Raw genomic sequence first — 18,201 nt, 5'->3', positions numbered from 1 at the left:
AGCTATCGCCGGTAGCTGGGTACCCGCGAGGTATGGCCGCGAAGTTGGAGGAGTACCGGCGCAAACGGCGTGCGGGCCGCACGCCGGAACCGCTGCCGGACCGTGCTGGCCCGGACGGGGGCGGCGACGACACCTTCGTGATCCACGAGCATCACGCCCGCCGGCTGCACTGGGACGTGCGGCTGGAGCGCGAAGGGGTGCTGGTGTCGTTCGCCGTCCCCAAGGGGCTGCCCACCGAGCCGGGCACTCCTCGCCTCGCCGTGCACACCGAGGACCACCCGATGGAGTACGCGACGTTCTCCGGCGAGATTCCGAAGGGCGAGTACGGCGCGGGCCGGATGACCATCTGGGACAGGGGGCGCTACGAGACACTGAAATGGAGCGACCACGAGGTGTCGGTCGTGCTGCACGGAACTCGGGCCCGTGGCAAGTTCGTCTTCTTCCGCAGCGGTGACAACTGGCAGGTGATCCGCTCGGGGGAAACCGACGACCCCGACTGGACTCCGCTTCCTGGCAAGCTGGTGCCCATGCTCGCCGTCCAGGGCACACTTCCGGACACCGAGGCCGACGCGTTGTGGGCTTACGAGTTCAAGTGGGACGGGGTCCGCGCCCTCGCCAGGGTGGAGGGCGGCAGGCTGACGCTGCTCTCCCGCAGTGGTTCGGACATCACCGCCACCTATCCCGAGTTGAAGGCGCTTGGCGAGCAACTCGGAAGCACGCAGGCCTGGCTTGACGGCGAAATCGTCGCCCTGCACGAAGGAAGGCCGAGTTTCGAGGCGCTGCAGAGCAGAATGCACGCACGCGAGCGCAGGGCGAGGCAACTCTCCCAGCACCGGCCCGTCACCTACCTGATCTTCGACCTGCTGCATCTGGACGGCCGCTCGACCCTGTCGCTGCCGTACCGGCAGCGCAGGGAACTGCTCGAGGGCCTCGAACTCGCGGGACAGAACTGGCAGGTGTCGCCGAGCTTCGCCGGCGGCGGCGCCGCGGTGGTGGAGGCGGCCGCGGAGCAGCGACTCGAGGGCGTACTGGCCAAGCGACTCGACTCCCCGTACACGCCCGGCAAGCGCAGCGCGTGCTGGCTGAAGATCACCGACCTGCGAACGCTCGAGGTCGTGATCGGGGGCTGGCGGCCAGGCGAGGGCAGCCGGGCGGAAACCATCGGTTCGCTGATGCTAGGCCTGCCCGAAGAGGGCGGCCTACGTTACATCGGCCTGGTGGGTTCGGGGTTCAGCGAGGACGTGCTGCGCACGCTGGCGACCAGGTTGCGTCGCCTGGAACGCAAGACCTCACCGTTTCGGTCGAGCCTGCCGAGGGAACGGGCGAAGGGTGCCCACTGGGTGAGCCCCAGGCTCGTCGCCGAGGTCACCTTCAAGGACTGGACCCGTGACGGGAGGCTTCGCGCACCGGTGTGGCGCGGCCTGCGCCCTGACCGCCGCGCGGAGGAGTTGATCCGGTGACCGGGCCGCTTGTCGAGATCGAGGGCCGCAGGCTACGGCTTTCCAACCTGGAGAAGGTGCTGTATCCGGAAACCGGGTTCACCAAGGGCGAGGTGATCGACTACTACGTTCGCGTCGCGCCGGTACTACTACCGCACATCAGAGACCGGCCGTTGACGCTGAAGCGTTACCCGGACGGCGTCGAGAAGGGTTCGTTCTTCGAGAAGGACGTGTCACGGCACGCGCCGGAATGGGTGCGCACGGTGCGCATCGAGACTCCGGGCAGCTCTCGGGGCTCGGAGTCCTCCGACTACGCGCTCGTGCAAGACCTGCCCACCCTGGTCTGGGTCGCCCACCTCGCGAGCCTGGAACTACATATTCCACAGTGGACTGTCGGGCCACGTGACGGCAGGAAGAATCCGGACCTGCTCGTTTTGGATCTGGACCCTGGCGCTCCCGCGACCATCGTCGAATGCTGCCGGGTAGCGGTCCGACTGCGGGAGGTGCTCGAGGCGGAAGGGCTTACGGTGCTCGCGAAGACGAGCGGGTCGAAGGGGCTGCAACTCTACTCGCCGGTGCGAACCAGCTCGCCCGAGCGCACCAGCCAGTACGCCAAGGCGTTGGCCGAGGTGCTCGCGCGGGAGCAGCCGGACCTGATCGTCTCCCGGATGGCGAAGAACCTGCGTCCGGGCAAGGTTTTCATCGACTGGAGCCAGAACAACCCCAAGAAGACAACGGTGGCCCCTTACTCGCTGCGGGCAGGGCCTGCTCCGACCGTGTCCACGCCGTTGAGCTGGCAGGAGGTGGCCGCCGTCCGGCATGCGTCCGATGTGGTCTTCACAGCGGCGGACGTGCTGGCTCGTATCGAGGAGTTCGGCGACCTGTTCGAGCCGCTGCTCACCGACGATCGGCCCCGACTGTGAGGGCACGCTCCATGGCCTGGCGGATTCGGCCGAATGGTGTGACACATACCGCAGATCAATATCAGTTCGTCGCCATCCGTACTACTGGAAGGACCGTCCGTTATGTCCTCGCGGCAAAAGTGTGATCCCGTTCCATCCGGCGGGAGTTCGAGCCTGCCGTGAACCCCTGACGGGACTATGCTCGCCCACATGCCATGGGCGGTCGAGACAGACGGCGCCGAGGACCGCCTGCGCCGGATCGAGGCGGTCACCGACGCAGCGCTCGCCCACCTCAGCGTGGAGCAGCTGCTGCAGGAACTGCTGAACCGGGTGCGCGATGTCCTCGACGCCGACACTGCGACCGTACTGTTTGTCGACGGGGACGGCGGGGAACTGCTCGCGACGGCATCCTCCGGCATCGAGGAAGAGGTACACCAGGGTGTTCGCGTTCCCATCGGCGAGGGGTTCGCGGGCAGGGTCGCCGCCGAGCGCAAACCACTCGTCCTGGAACACATCAACCCGGAAACCGTCGTCAACTCGTTACTGTGGGACAAGGGCTTGGTGTCACTGGCCGGTGTTCCACTGCTCGCCGCGGACGAACTGATCGGCGTGCTGCATGTCGGCACGCTGCGGACAAGGACCTTCACCGACGAGGATGTGAGACTGCTGCGGCTCGTAGCCGACCGTATCGCGCTCGCCGCGAAGACGCGGATTTCCCAGGCGGAGCGCGCCGCCGCTTCGGCACTACAACGGTCCCTGCTGCCTGGGCGGCTTCCGGACGTCTCCGGGCTGGAGTTCTGCTCGCGCTACGTGCCGGGCGAGGCCGTCGGGGTGAGCGGCGACTGGTACGACGCCTTCACGCTGCCGTCGGGCTGGCTGTGCGTCGCGATCGGGGACGTGGTGGGCAAGGGGTTGCCCGCCGCGACAGTGATGAGCCGGATGCGCACGGCAACACGTTCCTACGCTCTCGAAGCGAGCGACCCCGCCGACGTGCTCTCTAGACTCGACCGGCACATGCGCCATTTCGAGCCTGGCTCCATGGCCACGATCGCCTATGCCATGTGGGAACCGTCGCTGGAACGCATACACCTGTCACTGGCAGGGCACCCCGCGCCCGTGCTTGCCGTGCCCGGCGAGGAGTCGACAATGCCGGAGGTGCCCGTCGACCCGCCCATCGGCGCGGGCTTTCCGACATATCGCCGCCGCACCACGACGATCGACATCCCCTATGGCACGACGGTCTGCTTCTACACCGACGGCCTCGTGGAGCGCAGGGACCAGCCGCTGGAGGACGGCCTCAGGCTGCTGCGGCAGCACGTGCGGGCCGGGCCCGCGCAGGCGACGTGCGCGAGGGTGCTGAGCGGGCTCGTCGGTAACCGGCCCGCGACCGACGACATCGCCGTCCTGGCGATGCGAAGGCAGGACCTGCACAACCTGCATCAAATGGAACTCGAACTGGAGGCGGTGCCGGAATCCCTGGCCGAGTTGCGCACGGCGCTTCGCAGATGGCTGCCGACGGTCGGCGCCTCCGAGGACGACGTTTCCGACCTGCTGGTGGCGGTCGGGGAAGCGGCGGCCAACGTGATCGAGCACGCTTACGGGCCCGGTGGCGGGAAGTACACGGTGTGCTCGCACTACCGTGATGGTGAGGTCCGTATCACGGTAAGCGACAGCGGTACCTGGCGTTCGCCGAGAGGCGCGCACCGGGGGCGCGGCACCGAGCTGATGCGCCAGCTCTGCGACGAGATGTCGGTGCTGCACCACGACGGCGCCGGTACGGATGTGTACCTGGGCAAGCGGCTCCACGGAGCTGACCCGGAATGACGAATGCCAGTGTCCGGGCACACACCCGCGATGCCACGGTCGACATCGTGATCGACGGCGAGGTTGACCTGGCGAACTCTGAAGCTGTGCAGCAGGAGGTGTTCGCGGCGGTCAGCAACCGGCTGGCGGGCGTGTGTGTAGACCTCAGTGGCCTCACCTACATCGACAGCGCGGGCCTGCGCATACTGTTCGCGCTGGCGGAACGGCTACGGCTGCTGCAAACGGATTGCACCGTGATCGCTCCGTACGGTTCACCCGTCCGCCGCGTCATCGAGCTTTCCGGCCTGGCCTCCGTCGTCAACGTGCGAGGCTGACCACGCCTGCGGCAAGCCCGTCCAACTCGCAGGCGCCCACAGGTCGAAGGGTCCTACGTGGACTCGCACCCCGCGATCACTCCACCGACCCGCGGCCCGGCGGGGCGGCGGCTGCCAATGTTATTCTCCCCTGTGACGGACGTCAAACAGATGACTAGGTCACAGCGCCGTCCCGCGCGCGGCACCGAGGTCGGGGCACGAGACGGTTGACCTACCATCGACACCAGAGTGGCGGGGTACCTACCCACGGGGGAGGGCGGATGGATTCGCAGGACACGGCGGACGAGGCCGGATCAACCGCTACACCGTGGCAGCGGCCACAGGCACTGCTGCTCAACTTCCTCGCCGCTCACCTGCTTGGCCGCGACGAAGCCGTCTACTCGGCCAGCCTCATCGACGTGCTCGCCAAGGTGGGTGTCGGTGAGCACGCCGCCCGCTCCACCCTTTCCAGGATGACCCGTCGCGGGTTGCTGGAACGACACCGCAGCGGCAAGCGTGTGTATCTCGGGCTCACCGAGTACACCGCAGGCGTCCTTCAGGAAGGCGGAACCCGCGTCCGGCAGGCGGTTAACCGGGAGTGGGACGGGCACTGGACCGTGCTCGGTTTCTCCCTGCCGGAAACCCGCAGGTCCGACCGTCACCTGCTGCGCTCGCGGCTGGCCTGGGCCGGTTTCGGCCCGCTGCAGAACGGCCTGTGGATCACGCCGAGGGAGGTCGACCTCGACCAGTTGCTCGAGGGGCTCGACGTAGCCGACCACGTGAAGGCCTTCCGTGCCACGACGCTTCATCCCACGGACATCCAGGAGATGATCGCGGAAACCTGGGACCTCGAGGAGCTCGCCGAGGGCTACCGGGGTTTCCTGCACCGCTGGGACATCGCCGATCCACTGGCCTCGTCACAGGACGTGCTGCCCCGGCAACTGCTCATGCACACGGAATGGACGCTACTGCTGCGCAAGGACCCCGGCCTTCCGGTCGAGCACCTGCCGAGGGACTGGCCCGCCGTGCGCGCCGAGCACGTGTTCCTGCGGATGCGTTCGGCGTTCGCCCCGCAGGCCGAGCGTGAAGTGGATGCGCTCGTGGAACGCATCGCACTGCCCACACGCGACGCGACCGACCCGAGAGACCGCCAGGGTAAGCGAACCGCGTAGCGGCTCCGAGCCCTCAGAACCCGCGTGGCGGAACTTCTGCTTCAGCCAGTAGCCGCGCAGCACGATCGTCGCCGCGTACGCGCGCTCTTCTTGCCCCTGCGCCTCGAAGGTCGGGGTGACTCGTGACTGCACGCCACCTTGGTTCTCGGTGACCTCGTCGAGGGTGGCCGTGCGCGACGGTCGTGCCGAACGGCCCGTCCTTCGCGCGCCGAGTGTCCACTGGTGGTCGCCAGTGGCTTCGGCGAACTCGTTGATCCGGTCCTGCGTGATCTCCAGCCCGTCGGTGTGGCCGGGTCGGCACCCGTTCGCTAGTCGCGGGCCGTAAGCCCGAACAGCCTGGCCGCGTTCTCCTTCAGGATCAGCGGGCGGACCTCTTCCCGGATGTCGATCTTGTCCAAGTCCCGCAGCCAGCGCTCCGGTGTGATCACCGGGTAGTCCGAGCCGAACAGCATCTTGTGCCGTAGCAGGGTGTTCGCGTACTGGATGAGTTGCGGCGCGAAGTACTTCGGCGACCATCCGGACAGGTCGATGTGGACGTTGGGCTTGTGCAGTGCCACCGAAAGCGCCTCGTCCTGCCACGGGAACGAAGGGTGCGCCAGGATGATCGGCATGTCGGGGAAGTCAACGGCGACGTCGTCGACATGCATCGGGTTGGAGTACTTCAACCGGATTCCCCCACCACCACGCGTGTTGGCGCCGACTCCGGTATGTCCACTGTGGAACAAAGCGATGCGACCGTGCTCCGCGATCACCTCGTACAGCCGGTAGGCATCCGGGTCGTTCGGGTAGAACGCCTGGGTGTTCGGATGGAACTTGAACCCCTTGACACCGTAGTCGGTGATGAGCCGCCGCGCCATCGCCACTCCCTCCGCGCCACGCGCGGGGTCGATACTGGCGAACGGGATGAGCACGTCGGAGTTCTCCGCCGCGATCTCGGCGACCTCCTCGTTGCTGACGGCTCCTTCCTTGTCCGCGGAGTCCACACCGAACACCACCGCGGCCATCCCGCGCTCGCGGTAGTAGTTCGCGATGTCACGGGTGTTGTTCGGCCGCACGTCGTCGTTGCGGAAGTACTCGGCCATCTCCTTCATTGCCGCCTCGTTCACGGCCGACCCGCGGACGGAGGCGTGCACGTGAACATGGACGTCGATCGCCGTAACGGCGGAGACGTCGATCTCGGGCTTGGCGTACACGGTCATTTCGGTGCTCCCATGATGGTCGACTTGTAGTCCTGTGACTGGGCTGCCGGCGTCGAGGCGAACCTCACCGTGACGTCGGCGGACGCCCAACCGCCCGCGTGTACGGCGGTGACCACCTCGGTGGGGTGCGACCACAGCGAGATGCGCTCGCCGGCGCACTCGGAGGCCAGGTAGACCACCACGGGTGCGACGTCGCCGACGGCGACGGGGCCGGCCACCGCCACCCCGCGCGCCGTCGTGATGAGCTCGACAGTCTCCGCGGCCACCTCGCCATCGACGTCGTTCACGACGACCGACGCTCCGAAGGCGGCGAGAGCGGCCGGGTACGCCCGGCCCGGCCCCCTGCCCTCGCCGGTGACCACGGCCACCTTGCCTTCAAGCATTGCCACCCTCTCCCGTTACCGCGACCCGGCAGACGTTAGCCATATTGGTGACGATCGTCAACGAGCTGTGGAACAGCTCGGTTTCCCCACCCGGCGGCGCAGCTCGTTGCCGAGCTGACCACCTCGCTGGGCCCCGGCTGGGTAGCGTCGAGCGCATGCGCAGGAACAGGCTTCTCGCGGGCGTCGTGGTGATCGTCGTGGTGTGGATCGTGGTCGTCACCGTGCTCATCGCGAGGCAGCCCGACCCGGGTGTGGCCACACCGGCGCAGCTACGCCAGGAACTGGAGCGCGCGCTCAACTCGCGAGAGATCGAACGGTTCGCGCGGCTCACGGCATACCCGCCGGGAGAGCTGGACGAGTTCGCGTCCGCGTATCTGGACGAGCTTCGGCGGGTACGAGCCCACGACATCACTGTGACCCTGCGCCCGAACGCCCAACGACCCACTCTCGCCACCGTCAGCGGCAGGCGAGCGGAAGGGGCGCCGTTCTCCTACGACATCGCGGTCGGCGAAGCCGGTGGGCGATGGCGTATCGAGTTCACCCCGCCGCTGTGAACATCGGACCGTAACGCCACGCGGCCGCAACGTAACCGTTCGGTGCGTGTCGGTGGCTGGAGGAGAATGAGGCGGTGGAGAAAGTCGCGAACTCGATGCTCACCGGCGCGGACGGCCGCGAACTCGACGACGAGTTCCTCCGCCAGGCCAACCCGCTGCGCCGCGAACTGCTGGCGCACTGCTACCGAATGCTCGGCTCGGCGCACGACGCCGAGGATCTGGTCCAGGAGACCTACCTGCGGGCATGGCGGGCATACGACCGCTTCGAAGGCCGGTCCTCGCTGCGGACCTGGCTGCACCGCATCGCCACAACGGCCTGCCTGACGGCGCTGGAGACTCGTGGACGCAGGCCGATGCCCACCGGCCTCGGCAGCACCAGCGCAGACCCTTCCGCCGACCTCGCCGAGCGCACCGACGTGCCGTGGCTACAGCCGCTACCGGACGCCGAAGCCGACTCCACGTCCGATCCGGCCTCGATCGTCGCGGCGAAGGAGGGGGTGCGGTTGGCGCTGGTCGCCGCCCTGCAGCACCTGCCGCCACGACAGCGCGCGGTGCTCATACTGCGTGACGTGCTGAAGTGGAAGGCCTCGGAGGTGGCAGAGGCGGTCGGCACCACGACAGCGGCGGTCAACAGCACGCTGCAACGGGCAAGGGCGCAACTGGCCAAGGTGTCACCGAGGCCGGACGAAGTCGCCGAACCCACGGAGAGCGAGCAGCGGGACCTGCTGGATCGCTACCTGAGCGCGTTCGAGCGCAAGGATGTCGATGCCCTGGTGCGGCTGTTCACCGACGACATCGTTTGGGAGATGCCGCCGTACGCCGCGTGGTACCGAGGTAGCGCCGACGTCGCGAACCACCTCGCCAACCGTTGCCCAGCGCGACCCGGCGGCGTGTTGCTAGTCCCGGTGCGGGGTAACTCCCAGCCGGGGTTCGCGCAGTATCTGCGGGACCCGGCCGACGGCACCTACCGCGCGTTCACCCTTCAGCTGCTGACCCTCACCACCGAGGGGATCAGCCACGTCGCCAACTTCATGGACACCGAGGTCTTCGAGCTGTTCGGCCTCCCCCTCACCCGCGAGTCCCCCGCTCCCGACCGCGAGTCCCCCGCTCCGGCCCGCGAGTCCTGCGCTCCCGACCGCGAGTTCTGCGTTCCGGCAACCGAGAAACCCCGAACTTTCTAGTCACATCTTTGACAGCCGTCACGTTGGTGACTAGCTTTCTCCCCGGCGGCGCCGTGGCCGCGCGAGGGATCGGAGGGCACGTGACTGGTGCGTCGACGTCGGCTGCCGACCATCGGACCCGCCTGGTGCTGCTAGGCACCGCGGGCGGTCCCGGCTGGCACGCGGAAGGTGGTGCGGGCGTCTCCTCCGCACTCGCGGTCGGTGATCGCTACTACCTGATCGACGCGGGTCACGGCGTGGCGAGACAGTTGCGGCTGAGCGGCCTCGGCTCGCCCGGCCGGACCGGCCCGCTGGACGCGTTGCGGGGCATCTTCATCACGCACCTGCACTCCGATCACGTCGTCGACCTGAACAACCTGCTCAACCCCGGCCTGTTCAACGGGCTGGACGCCATCGAAGGCCCGCTCGTGGTCTGGGGGCCGGGCAATCGCGGCGTGCTACCGCCCGCGTTCGGCTCCGCCGAGGAGCCCCCCGTTGTCGCGGCCGACAACCCGACACCCGGCATGCGCGAAACCGTCGAGTTACTCACAAGGGCCTTCGCGACCGACTTCAACGACCGCGCCCGCGACAACCGCAGGAAGGTCCCCTCGCAACTGTTCGAGGGCCGCGACGTGCCGGTGCCGCCGGAGTTCCTCGCCGACCCCAACGGCGACCCAGCACCGCGGATGCGCCCGTTCACCTTCTACGAGGACGATCTCGTGCGGGTCTCGGCCACGCTCGTCGACCACGCACCGGTGTTTCCCGCGCTCGCGTTCCGTTTCGACACCGACGACGGCTCGGTCGTCTTCTCCGGTGACACCTGCCCCTGCGAGAACCTGGTGGAGCTGGCCACGGGTGCCGACGTACTTGTGCACGAGGTCATCGACGGTCTCGCCATCGAACGGGCGGCGCCGAAACGACGCAGCCCGGAGCAGGAGGCTGTGCTGCGCCACGTGCTTGGCGCACACACCACCATCGAGCAGGTCGGCCCGCTCGCCGAGCGGGCGGGAGTGGCGACGCTGGTGCTCAACCACTTCGTTCCCGTGTCCACCCCACATTCCCGGTGGCTGGAGGCCGGGCGCGGCTACTCCGGCCGGGTGGTGGTGGGCCGAGATCTGGAACAGCTGGAAGTCGGCAACTGACTCAGCCGTGCCGCAACTGCGGAACACGGCCCGCGTAGCGCACCATCAACTCGGCGTTGCGTTCGTCTCCACCCGGCACGTTCGAACTGGTCCACAGTGGAAGATCGACGTCGTGCATTCGCGCCAGCTCGGCCACTTCCGCCAGCAGGCTCGCCCACAGGTAGGCGGCGAGCACCGTCGACACCGCGGCCGTGCGTGGCCGCTCCACAGGCCAGATGACGTCTCCGGCGGGCACGCCCGTGTCGAGCACGACGGTGGCGTGCTCGGCCAGCCGGGTGCCGCTGCGGTCGGCGGCCGCGGCGGAGGCGGCAGCCGAGGTCACGGCCACCACCGGCACCCCGCGCGCCAACGCCTCCCGTGCGATCTCCACCGGGTACGGATTGCGTCCGCTCGTGGAGAACACGACCACCAGATCGGGTGGGGCCGGGTCGGCCTCCGCCAGCACGGCCCGCCCTCGCCCGGGTTCCCGCTCTGCGGCCGAACTGCGAGCCGCGCCGGAAAGTGGCAGCACCCCCGGGTCCCACAGCGGTCGCACGGCGGCGAGGCCGCCAGCCCGGTAGAACGTCTCGCACACCATCGCCAGCGAGTGCCCGGCTCCGGCCGTGAACACGATCCCGTCGCGCCGCAAGCAGTCCAGCACCAGCCGCGCGGCGCGCCTCAGTTCGGTCTCCCGCGCGTCGATCCCGTCAAGCAGCGCTCGAACCCGCTGGCGCATCAGCGCGACTCCCTCCATATTGGCAGGTCACCGCAGCAGTGTAGGCACCGGCTGGCTGCTACTCATCCAGACCAATCCGCTGCGGCAGGTAGGTGTTGAGGACGTTGCCCGACGCGAACGCCGTGCTGTCGGCCAAGCGCAGTCCGATCCGCCCGGTGCCACCGTCGAAAACCGGATGTCCCGCGCCGAGTAGCACTGGCATCACCATCAGCCGAAGTTCGTCGAGCAGGCCCTTCCGCAGCAGCCAGCGGGTCAGCGCGGCGCTGCCGAAAACCGCGATGGAGCCGTCGCTGCTCTGCTTGAGCTTGGCGATCTCCACGGCGATGCCGGTGGACACCACCCGGGTGTTGGCCCATTCTGCCTGCGTGAGTGTGCCGGAGATCACCACCTTGGGTAGCGTGTTCATCCGCTCCGCGACCTCAGGGTCGGTTTCACCAGCCTGCCGCGTCGGCCAGTACGCGGCCATCATCTCGTAGGTGACGCGGCCGAACACCAGCGTCGTCGTCTCGGCCAGCTGGCGCAGCGAGAAGTCCGTGAACTCCTCGTCGACGTTGTGCCAGTCGATCTCCCGATCCGGCCCCTCGTGGTATCCGTCCACCGTCGTGGCGATGAACGAGAACAGTGAACCCATCTTCGCTCCGTTACGTCCGTGGCGTCGCGCGACAGTGTTGACCGCCGCGGACCGGTGAACTCATCGCTCACAGCCCGGGTAGCGTGCCGTGCACCAGCTCACCCGCCACGAACGTCGCCAGCACCTCGATGTCGGCGAGCTTGGAACTCGCGACCGTGGTCGGGTCCTCGGCGAGCAGCACAAGATCGGCCAACGCACCACGGGCGAGCTTGCCCCTGCGGTGTTCCTGGTGGGAGGCGTACGCGGCGTGCGTGGTGTAGGCCCGCAGCGCCTCCTTCGCGGTAACCCGCTCCTGCGCGCCTAGCTCGATGCCCGCCTTGGTCCTGCGCTCCACCATCGACCGCATTCCCGACAGCGGGGCGCCCGTGCCGACGCAGGGGCGATCGGAGCTGCCAGGGACGCGCAACCCGGCTTCCAGAAAGGACCTGTGCCGGTACAGCCACGGCACCCGCCGCGGCCCTACCGACTCCGCCATCGTGTCGCCGATCTCGTGGAGAAACCGCGCCTGCGGCACGGGAACGACACCGAGCCGCGCCATGCGTGGCAACTGGTCGGGCCGCACCATCCCGGCGTGCTCGATGCGATGCCGCACGCCGGGCCGTGGCAGTGTCCGCTGCGCCTCCTCCAGCGTGTCCAGGGTGAGGTCGATCGCGCGGTCGCCGATGGCGTGCGCCGCGATGCGCCAGCCGCTGCGGTGCGCGGCGAGCATTCGGGTGCGCAGCACCTCGGGGTCGTCGCCAAGCACGCCGAGCCCCCCGTGGCCGATGAACGGCTCGGTCACCGCCGCAGTTCGGCTGCTGAGCGCGCCGTCGGTGAAGATCTTCATCGGGCCGATGCTCAGCAGGTCGTCGCCGAATCCGGGCCGCAGCCCAAGGTCGAGGCCGACGGTGTCACCAGGCAACGGGCGCAACACCTCGCTGGCGGGCATCAGCTCCACACGAAGTCGAAGCTCACCGCGCTGCCGCGCCAACTGGTAGGCCGATACCTCCGCCGGGCTGTGTCCGATCCAGCCACCACCCACCCCCGCCTCGGTGACGTGGGTGAGCCCTTCGGCCACGTAGCGGCGAGCCGCCCGTGCCACCGCCGCGGCCAACTCCTCCACGGGGTAGGGCTTCACCAGACCGTCGACCAGCTGCTGTGCCTGCTCGGCAAGCAGCCCCGTTGGCTCTCCCGCCTCGTCCCTGCCGACCACCCCCGCCTCCGGCACGGTCGCGGTGCCGTCGAGCACGCCGGTCTCCGCGAGGATCGCGCTGCTCACCACGCACATGTGCGCGGACCGGTGTTTGAGCCACACCGCTCGCCCGCCGCCCGCCCTGTCCAACGCCGCCCTGCTCGGATGACCACCGAGTACGAAGTCGTCGTAGCCGGAACCGATCACCCAGCCGTCGGACGGCAACGCGGCGGCACGGCGCGCGACCAGGTCGTACACCTCCTCCAGGCTGGTGCACGCCGACAGGTCCAGTTCCGCGAGCGACAGTCCGAACCACACCATGTGGTTGTGCGCGTCGGCGAAGCCGGGCGCGAGTACCGCCCCGCCGCCGCTGACCACCCGCCGTGCCGTCAGGTCCTCGACCTGCTCGTCGAGTCCGACGATCCGGCCGTCGAACACCCCGACCGTGTGGGCCACCGGCCGCCGCTCGGTCATGGTCAGGGCATGTACGTCACGTAGCAGCAGATCAAGCACAGCGGTTCTCCTCCGGTCGGCTGCTCCCACAATCACCTGAAAGTGACGCTGCTCTCAAGCCTGGAGACGAAGGATTAGCGCGGGTGTGGGCGGGGGTAACCGAGCGCAGGTCGCTTCGGTGCCCCACTGCTCGGAGGCGGCTCAGAACCCCAGGCTGTGCCTACGCTGTGGCTACACGGCCTGGGTTTCGCCCATTTCGCCTTGGTTCTGTGGACTTCCGCGCGCCCGGTGACCTAACGTCAACCGTCTGCCTCACGAACAGCGGGCGAGGAGTCACGATGCGTAGTGCGGCGTGGTTCGGCGCTAAGGGCCGGTCCGGGATGATCTACCGATCCTGGATGCGCAACCAGGGATACGGCCCCGAGGTATTCGACGGCCGGGCGGTCATCGGCATCGCTACCAGCGCCTCCGAACTCGCGCCGTGCAACGCCCACCTGCATCGCGTCGCCGACGCTGTGAAGCGTGGGGTGTGGCAGGCTGGCGGCTTCCCGCTGGAGTTCCCGACGATGGCCACCGGTGAGACGCTGATGCGGCCCACCGCGATGCTCTATCGCAACCTCATGGCCATGGAGGTCGAAGAGCTGATCAGGGCCAACCCGCTGGATGGCGTCGTGCTGCTCTCCGGCTGCGACAAGACCACCCCGGCCATGCTGATGGGCGCCGCGAGTGCGGACCTTCCCGCGATCATGGTGACGGGCGGCCCGATGCTGAACGGCAAGTACCGGGGACGTGACGTCGGCTCGGGGACCGCGGTGTGGCGGTTCGAGGAAGACCTCAAGGCCGGCAGGATGACGCAGGAGGAATGCTTCTTCGCCGAAGGCTGCATGGCCCGCTCCAACGGGCACTGCATGACCATGGGCACCGCCTCGACGATGGCCTGCCTGGCCGAGGCGCTCGGCATGCAGTTACCCGGTTCGGCTACCTGGCCCGCGGTGGACGCGCGCCGGTTCAGTACGGCGGAGCAGGCGGGGCGGCGCATCGTCGAGCTCGTCGCAGAAGACCTGCGGCCATCGCGGGTACTCACCAGGCAGGCGTTCGAGAACGCCATCAGGACCAACGCCGCTATCGGCGGTTCCACCAACGCGATAGTGCACCTGCTGGCGCTGGCGGGTCGGGTCGACGTGGAACTCGACCTCGACGACTTCGACCGGCTCGCCGCGCGGGTGCCCACGCTGGTGAACCTCATGCCAAGCGGGAGCTTCCTGATGGAGGACTTCTGCTACGCGGGCGGGCTTCCCGTGGTGCTTCGCCAACTCGCCGATGCCGGGCTGCTGCACGGCGAGCAGGTCACCGTCACCGGCAAGGCGATCGCCGAGGTGGTGGCGCGGGCGGAGTGCTGGAACCGTGAGGTCATCACCACGTTCGACGAACCGTTCCAACCGCCGGGCACGGGCACGGCCGTGCTGCGGGGGAACCTGTGCCCGCGAGGAGCCGTGCTCAAGCAGTCGGCCGCCTCGCCAGAGCTGCTGGTGCACGGTGGCAGGGCGCTGGTGTTCGACTCCGTGGAGGACTATCACGCTGTCTGCGACGACCCTGACCTCGACGTCGACGCCGATACGGTACTCGTGATCAGGGGAGCCGGACCCAAGGGCTATCCCGGCATGCCGGAGGTGTCAAACGTCCCGCTGCCCGCGAAGCTCCTCGCGGCCGGGGTCCGCGACATGGTGCGTATCTGCGACGGGAGGATGAGCGGCACCGGGTACGGCACCGTCGTGCTGCACGTGGCACCCGAGTCGGCGCTCGGTGGACCGCTCGCGCTGGTCCACACCGGCGACTGGATCGAGCTCGACGTGCCGTCACGGCGGCTGACCCTGGAGGTGGACGACGCCGAGCTGCGGCGGCGCGAGGCGCGGCTACGGCCCACACCGCCGGTGTACACCAGCGGCTACACCTGGCTCTACACCGAGCACGTGCTACAGGCAGACGAGGGTGCCGACTTCGACTTCCTTCGCGGCTCGCGCGGCCACGAGGTGCCCCGCGAGTCGCACTGACCGGCCAGAGGGTGGACCGCGCCGCGTCGGTACCGGCCGATACGCTGGGTCCCGATCTCGCCCGCTCACACAGAGAGGCCCGAAGCGTCGTGCGCCGCAAAGTCGCCCTCCTGCTCGTAGCGCTCGCCGCGACGTCGACCGCCTTCGCGGGCTGCACTGCGGATACCGACGGCGATGTGGACCTCGGTCCGGTGGCGTTCACCAACACCGTGGTGCTGGAACCGTTCACCGAGAGCGGCGATCTCGCTCCGTGGGTCAGCGTCGACGACAGGCAGACCGCGTCCTGCAGACCTTCGCTGTTCGACAAGGGCAACCTCAACGCGCGGCTGTGTTTCACGGGGGAGACGACGACAGCGCTCGACCCGTGTTTCGTGCAGGCGGAAGGGGAGCAGACCAAGGCGGTGTGCCTGCCCGATCCGTCAGGCCGCAACGCGGTCCAACTCGACGTCACCGATCAGCGACCACCGGAGCCGAACAGCGCGGACAACGCACTGCCGTGGTTCGTCGAACTGGAGAGCGGGGCCCGCTGCGAGGTGGTGGGCGACGTCGGGATGACGCTGGAAGGGCTGCCGATGAGCTACGGCTGTGACGACGGCAGCTTCGTCTACGGACCTCCTGACTCGGCCGACGAGGTGTGGCTCGTCCGGCAGCAGGCGAAGGGCGCCGAGCGGACGCGGCCGGTACCGGTGCGCACGGCGTGGTGGTGACCGCTGTCAGCGCACCAGGAACTGCTCGGCGAGCAGGAAGCCCGCCAGGCCCACGAGCAACACCGCGAAGGATCGCTGTAGCAGACGATTCGACACCTTGCGCGCGCCACGCTCCCCGATGAAGGCACCGACCACTCCCGCCGCGGCGAACGGCAGCACCACCTGCCACTGCACTTCCAGGCTCCCGCCGAGCCGCACCAGCAGCGACGCGACCGAGTTGATGGCTATGACGACAAGGGAGGTCCCAACGGCGAGCGCCATGTCCATCCCGAGGCCGAGCACCAGCGCGGGAACCGCCACGAACCCTCCGCCCACGCCGAACAGCCCGGTCAGCACGCCGATCAGCGTGCCGACCACCAGCGCCCGCAGCAGCGTCGACCACAGCGACCTGCTCCGAGGACGGCGCCGCCGCAGCTTCGACCGCCCTGCCTCCCGCCACATCGTCGCGGCGGCAATCAACACCAGTATCGCGAACCCGGTGAGCAGTACCTGCCTGCTGATCCGCTCGGCGAGCAGTGAGCCGCCGATCGCGCCCGCGACGCCCGCCAGTCCGACACCGACGCCGGTTCGCCAGTCCACGTGTCCGGCACCTGAGTGTGAGGCGACCCCAGCCACGCTGGTCGCCAGCACGATGAGCAGCGATCCGGTGGTCGCCTGCACCGGGTCCTGCCCGAGCAGGTAGATCAGCGCAGGCACGGCGAGTACCGAGCCTCCGCCGCCGAGCGCGCCGAGCACCAGCCCCACCAGGAGGCCGAGCGGAAGGGCCAGCAGCGACACGGTCAGCGCACTCGCTCGTACCGTCGGGTGGCTGGTGGCGCGCACCGTTGGCGTACTGCCCTCTCGTGCATGGCTACTCCGGATCGATCCGAACGGGCGGGAACGCAGAACTCGCGGACGGGAACGGGGGATTCGCGGACGGGACCGGGGGACTCGCGGGCGGGAACGGGGGACTCGCGGGGTCAGGTCACCGGTACCCCGGCGCTGGCTGCCTCGGAGTAGTCACCGTCGATGTGCACGACGCTGTGGCCGCCGCTTTCCAGCAGGCTCGCGGCCACCGCCGAGCGGTATCCCGATCCGCAGTGGACCCAAAGCCGCCTTCCCCGCTCCAGTTCGTCCATCCGGGACAGCAGTTCGTGCAGCGGGATGTGGAGGGCACCCTCGACGTGCTGCGACTTGAACTCGTCTGCTCGGCGCACGTCGAGCACGGTGGGCGGGTTGCCTTTGGCGAACTCGTCGGCCACCTCCTCCCAGCCGACGCTGGGGAAGGACGACCTCGGATGATCGCCCGCCAGCCCGGAAGCCGGGTCGCCGACGGCGACATCCGGCCGGTCGATGCCGATCCGTGCGAGGTCACGGATGGCGGCCCGCACCTCACCTCCGGGACCCACGAGTGTCAGCGGCTCGCCCCACGGCACCGTCCAACCGAGAAAGGTGGTGAAGTGCTTGCCGTCGCCGTACTCGAAGCTGACCGTGCCCGCGAGGTGCTTGTTGGCGAACGCCACCCGGTTGCGCAGATCCACCACCCACTCGCCCGCGACGATTCGTTCGCGCAGGGCGGCGGCGTCGACCGGTTCCGGCACGGTCAGCTCCGGCACGCCTGGACCGTCCTTGTTCAGCGGCGCCATGTGGGCGTAGTAGGCCGGGTAGTCGGTGAGGTTGGCGATCAACTGCTCGACGAAGCGCTCCTCGTCGTGCTCGGTGAGCGCGTGGTTGCGCTCGCGCTGCTCGCCGACCGTAGAGATGTCCGTCTCGGCGGCGGGGCCGGAGGAGCAGAAGCTGCCGAAGCCATGTGTCGGATACAGCGCCGCGTCCGGCCGCGCCTGCTCGGCGAGTTCGCGGGCGGAGCGGTACTGGGCGCGAGTCAGCTCGGCGGTCTTGTTCGGATCGACGAGGTCGGTGCGACCGACCGAGCCGTACAGCAGGCTGCCACCGGAGAAGACGGCCTGCTCGGCGCCGTCCTCGACGACGTAGGAAACGTGGTGCTCGGTGTGACCCGGGGTCGCGACGGCACGCACCGAAAGCCCGCCGACACCGATCCGCTCGCCGGGGCGCACCGGCCGGTGGTCGAACCGCACGCCCTCCCCCTCCGCCACCAGATAGGCCGCGCCGTGCCGCCGTGCCAGTTCCGCTCCGCCGGTGACGTAGTCGTTGTGCAGGTGGGTCTCCGCGACGTGGGTGATCCGCAGGCGCCGTTCGGCGACCAGTGCCTCGACCCGGTCGACGTCGCGCTGCGGATCGACCACCAGCGCGACCTCGCCGTCGTGCACCACGTAACTGCGATCCCCGAGCGCGTCGGTCTTGATCACCTCGACTTGCACCACGAGCCTCCCGGTTTCGTCGGTGTGCGGCCTTGGCCGTACCACCGCTGCGCTGGTCGCAAACCAGGCCAGGTCCGCGCGTCGCCG

The 18,201-nt window shown here is 68.8% G+C and carries 17 protein-coding genes; 10 read left to right on the top strand and 7 right to left on the bottom strand.

Going from position 1 to position 18,201, the window contains the following annotated elements:
* Positions 1-32: 32 nt before the first annotated feature.
* The 5 genes from ligD (FHU38_RS02655) (at position 33) to FHU38_RS02635 (ending at position 5,630) form a co-directional block, all read left to right on the top strand.
* Positions 33-1,460 carry a non-homologous end-joining DNA ligase gene (ligD, locus tag FHU38_RS02655; protein ID WP_167166152.1) on the top strand — a complete coding sequence of 476 codons (1,428 nt, stop codon included), beginning with the start codon at positions 33-35 and terminating at the stop codon, positions 1,458-1,460.
* The gene (gene ligD / locus FHU38_RS02650; protein WP_167166150.1) at positions 1,457-2,362 is read left to right on the top strand and encodes a non-homologous end-joining DNA ligase; all 906 of its coding nucleotides are present in this window, start codon (positions 1,457-1,459) and stop codon (positions 2,360-2,362) included. Before ligD (FHU38_RS02655) ends, ligD (FHU38_RS02650) begins: the two co-directional genes overlap by 4 nt.
* Positions 2,363-2,551: 189 nt before the next feature.
* The gene (locus FHU38_RS02645) at positions 2,552-4,165 is read left to right on the top strand and encodes an ATP-binding SpoIIE family protein phosphatase (RefSeq protein WP_167166148.1); all 1,614 of its coding nucleotides are present in this window, start codon (positions 2,552-2,554) and stop codon (positions 4,163-4,165) included.
* Entirely contained in the window at positions 4,162-4,479 is a 318-nt protein-coding gene (locus tag FHU38_RS02640) for an STAS domain-containing protein (RefSeq protein ID WP_167166146.1), read from the top strand. Before FHU38_RS02645 ends, FHU38_RS02640 begins: the two co-directional genes overlap by 4 nt.
* Positions 4,480-4,739: 260 nt before the next feature.
* Positions 4,740-5,630, top strand: coding sequence for a PaaX family transcriptional regulator (locus FHU38_RS02635; RefSeq protein ID WP_167166145.1), 891 nt, complete (start codon positions 4,740-4,742; stop codon positions 5,628-5,630).
* 308 nt (positions 5,631-5,938) lie between these two features.
* Here FHU38_RS02635 and FHU38_RS02630 read toward each other — a convergent pair whose 3' ends face one another.
* Entirely contained in the window at positions 5,939-6,829 is an 891-nt protein-coding gene (locus FHU38_RS02630) for an amidohydrolase family protein (protein WP_167166142.1), read from the bottom strand.
* Positions 6,826-7,212 (bottom strand): hypothetical protein, encoded by a 387-nt coding sequence (locus tag FHU38_RS02625; protein ID WP_167166140.1) that lies wholly within the window; start codon positions 7,210-7,212, stop codon positions 6,826-6,828. The genes FHU38_RS02630 and FHU38_RS02625 overlap by 4 nt, the downstream gene beginning before the upstream one ends.
* Before the next feature lie 155 nt (positions 7,213-7,367).
* Between FHU38_RS02625 and FHU38_RS02620 the strand changes: the two genes are divergently transcribed.
* The 3 genes from FHU38_RS02620 to FHU38_RS02610 all read left to right on the top strand — a co-directional run bounded on the left by FHU38_RS02620 (position 7,368) and on the right by FHU38_RS02610 (position 10,068).
* Positions 7,368-7,766 (top strand): hypothetical protein, encoded by a 399-nt coding sequence (locus FHU38_RS02620; RefSeq protein ID WP_167166138.1) that lies wholly within the window; start codon positions 7,368-7,370, stop codon positions 7,764-7,766.
* A gap of 95 nt (positions 7,767-7,861) precedes the next feature.
* Positions 7,862-8,947 (top strand): sigma-70 family RNA polymerase sigma factor, encoded by a 1,086-nt coding sequence (locus tag FHU38_RS02615; protein ID WP_167175402.1) that lies wholly within the window; start codon positions 7,862-7,864, stop codon positions 8,945-8,947.
* Positions 8,948-9,027: 80 nt separating this feature from the next.
* Positions 9,028-10,068, top strand: a complete 1,041-nt coding sequence (locus FHU38_RS02610) for an MBL fold metallo-hydrolase (protein WP_167166137.1) — start codon at positions 9,028-9,030, stop codon at positions 10,066-10,068.
* Between the two features lies 1 nt (position 10,069).
* Here FHU38_RS02610 and FHU38_RS02605 read toward each other — a convergent pair whose 3' ends face one another.
* The 3 genes from FHU38_RS02605 to FHU38_RS02595 form a co-directional block, all read right to left on the bottom strand.
* Positions 10,070-10,783 carry a sugar isomerase domain-containing protein gene (locus FHU38_RS02605; protein WP_167166135.1) on the bottom strand — a complete coding sequence of 238 codons (714 nt, stop codon included), beginning with the start codon at positions 10,781-10,783 and terminating at the stop codon, positions 10,070-10,072.
* 58 nt (positions 10,784-10,841) lie between these two features.
* The gene (locus tag FHU38_RS02600; protein WP_167166133.1) at positions 10,842-11,414 is read right to left on the bottom strand and encodes a dihydrofolate reductase family protein; all 573 of its coding nucleotides are present in this window, start codon (positions 11,412-11,414) and stop codon (positions 10,842-10,844) included.
* 67 nt (positions 11,415-11,481) lie between these two features.
* Positions 11,482-13,098: an amidohydrolase gene (locus FHU38_RS02595; RefSeq protein ID WP_167166132.1), complete on the bottom strand. Its 1,617-nt coding sequence runs from the start codon at positions 13,096-13,098 to the stop codon at positions 11,482-11,484.
* A 278-nt stretch (positions 13,099-13,376) separates the two neighbouring features.
* Here FHU38_RS02595 and FHU38_RS02590 point away from each other — a divergent pair, with 278 nt between their 5' ends.
* A complete protein-coding gene (locus tag FHU38_RS02590; protein WP_167166130.1) occupies positions 13,377-15,089 on the top strand; it encodes an IlvD/Edd family dehydratase in 1,713 nt (570 codons plus the stop codon).
* Positions 15,090-15,178: 89 nt separating this feature from the next.
* Positions 15,179-15,796 (top strand): hypothetical protein, encoded by a 618-nt coding sequence (locus FHU38_RS02585; RefSeq protein ID WP_167166127.1) that lies wholly within the window; start codon positions 15,179-15,181, stop codon positions 15,794-15,796.
* Between the two features lie 6 nt (positions 15,797-15,802).
* On the opposite strand, the gene FHU38_RS02580 is transcribed toward FHU38_RS02585, so the two are convergent.
* Together FHU38_RS02580 and FHU38_RS02575 are read right to left on the bottom strand one after the other, a co-directional pair.
* Entirely contained in the window at positions 15,803-16,618 is an 816-nt protein-coding gene (locus FHU38_RS02580) for a sulfite exporter TauE/SafE family protein (RefSeq protein WP_208415527.1), read from the bottom strand.
* A gap of 137 nt (positions 16,619-16,755) precedes the next feature.
* The gene (locus FHU38_RS02575) at positions 16,756-18,114 is read right to left on the bottom strand and encodes an MBL fold metallo-hydrolase (RefSeq protein WP_167175396.1); all 1,359 of its coding nucleotides are present in this window, start codon (positions 18,112-18,114) and stop codon (positions 16,756-16,758) included.
* Positions 18,115-18,201: the final 87 nt, after the last annotated feature.

This window comes from Saccharomonospora amisosensis (assembly GCF_011761185.1).
Classification (GTDB): domain Bacteria; phylum Actinomycetota; class Actinomycetes; order Mycobacteriales; family Pseudonocardiaceae; genus Saccharomonospora_A; species Saccharomonospora_A amisosensis.
This window is presented reverse-complemented; position numbering and strand designations above follow the sequence as displayed.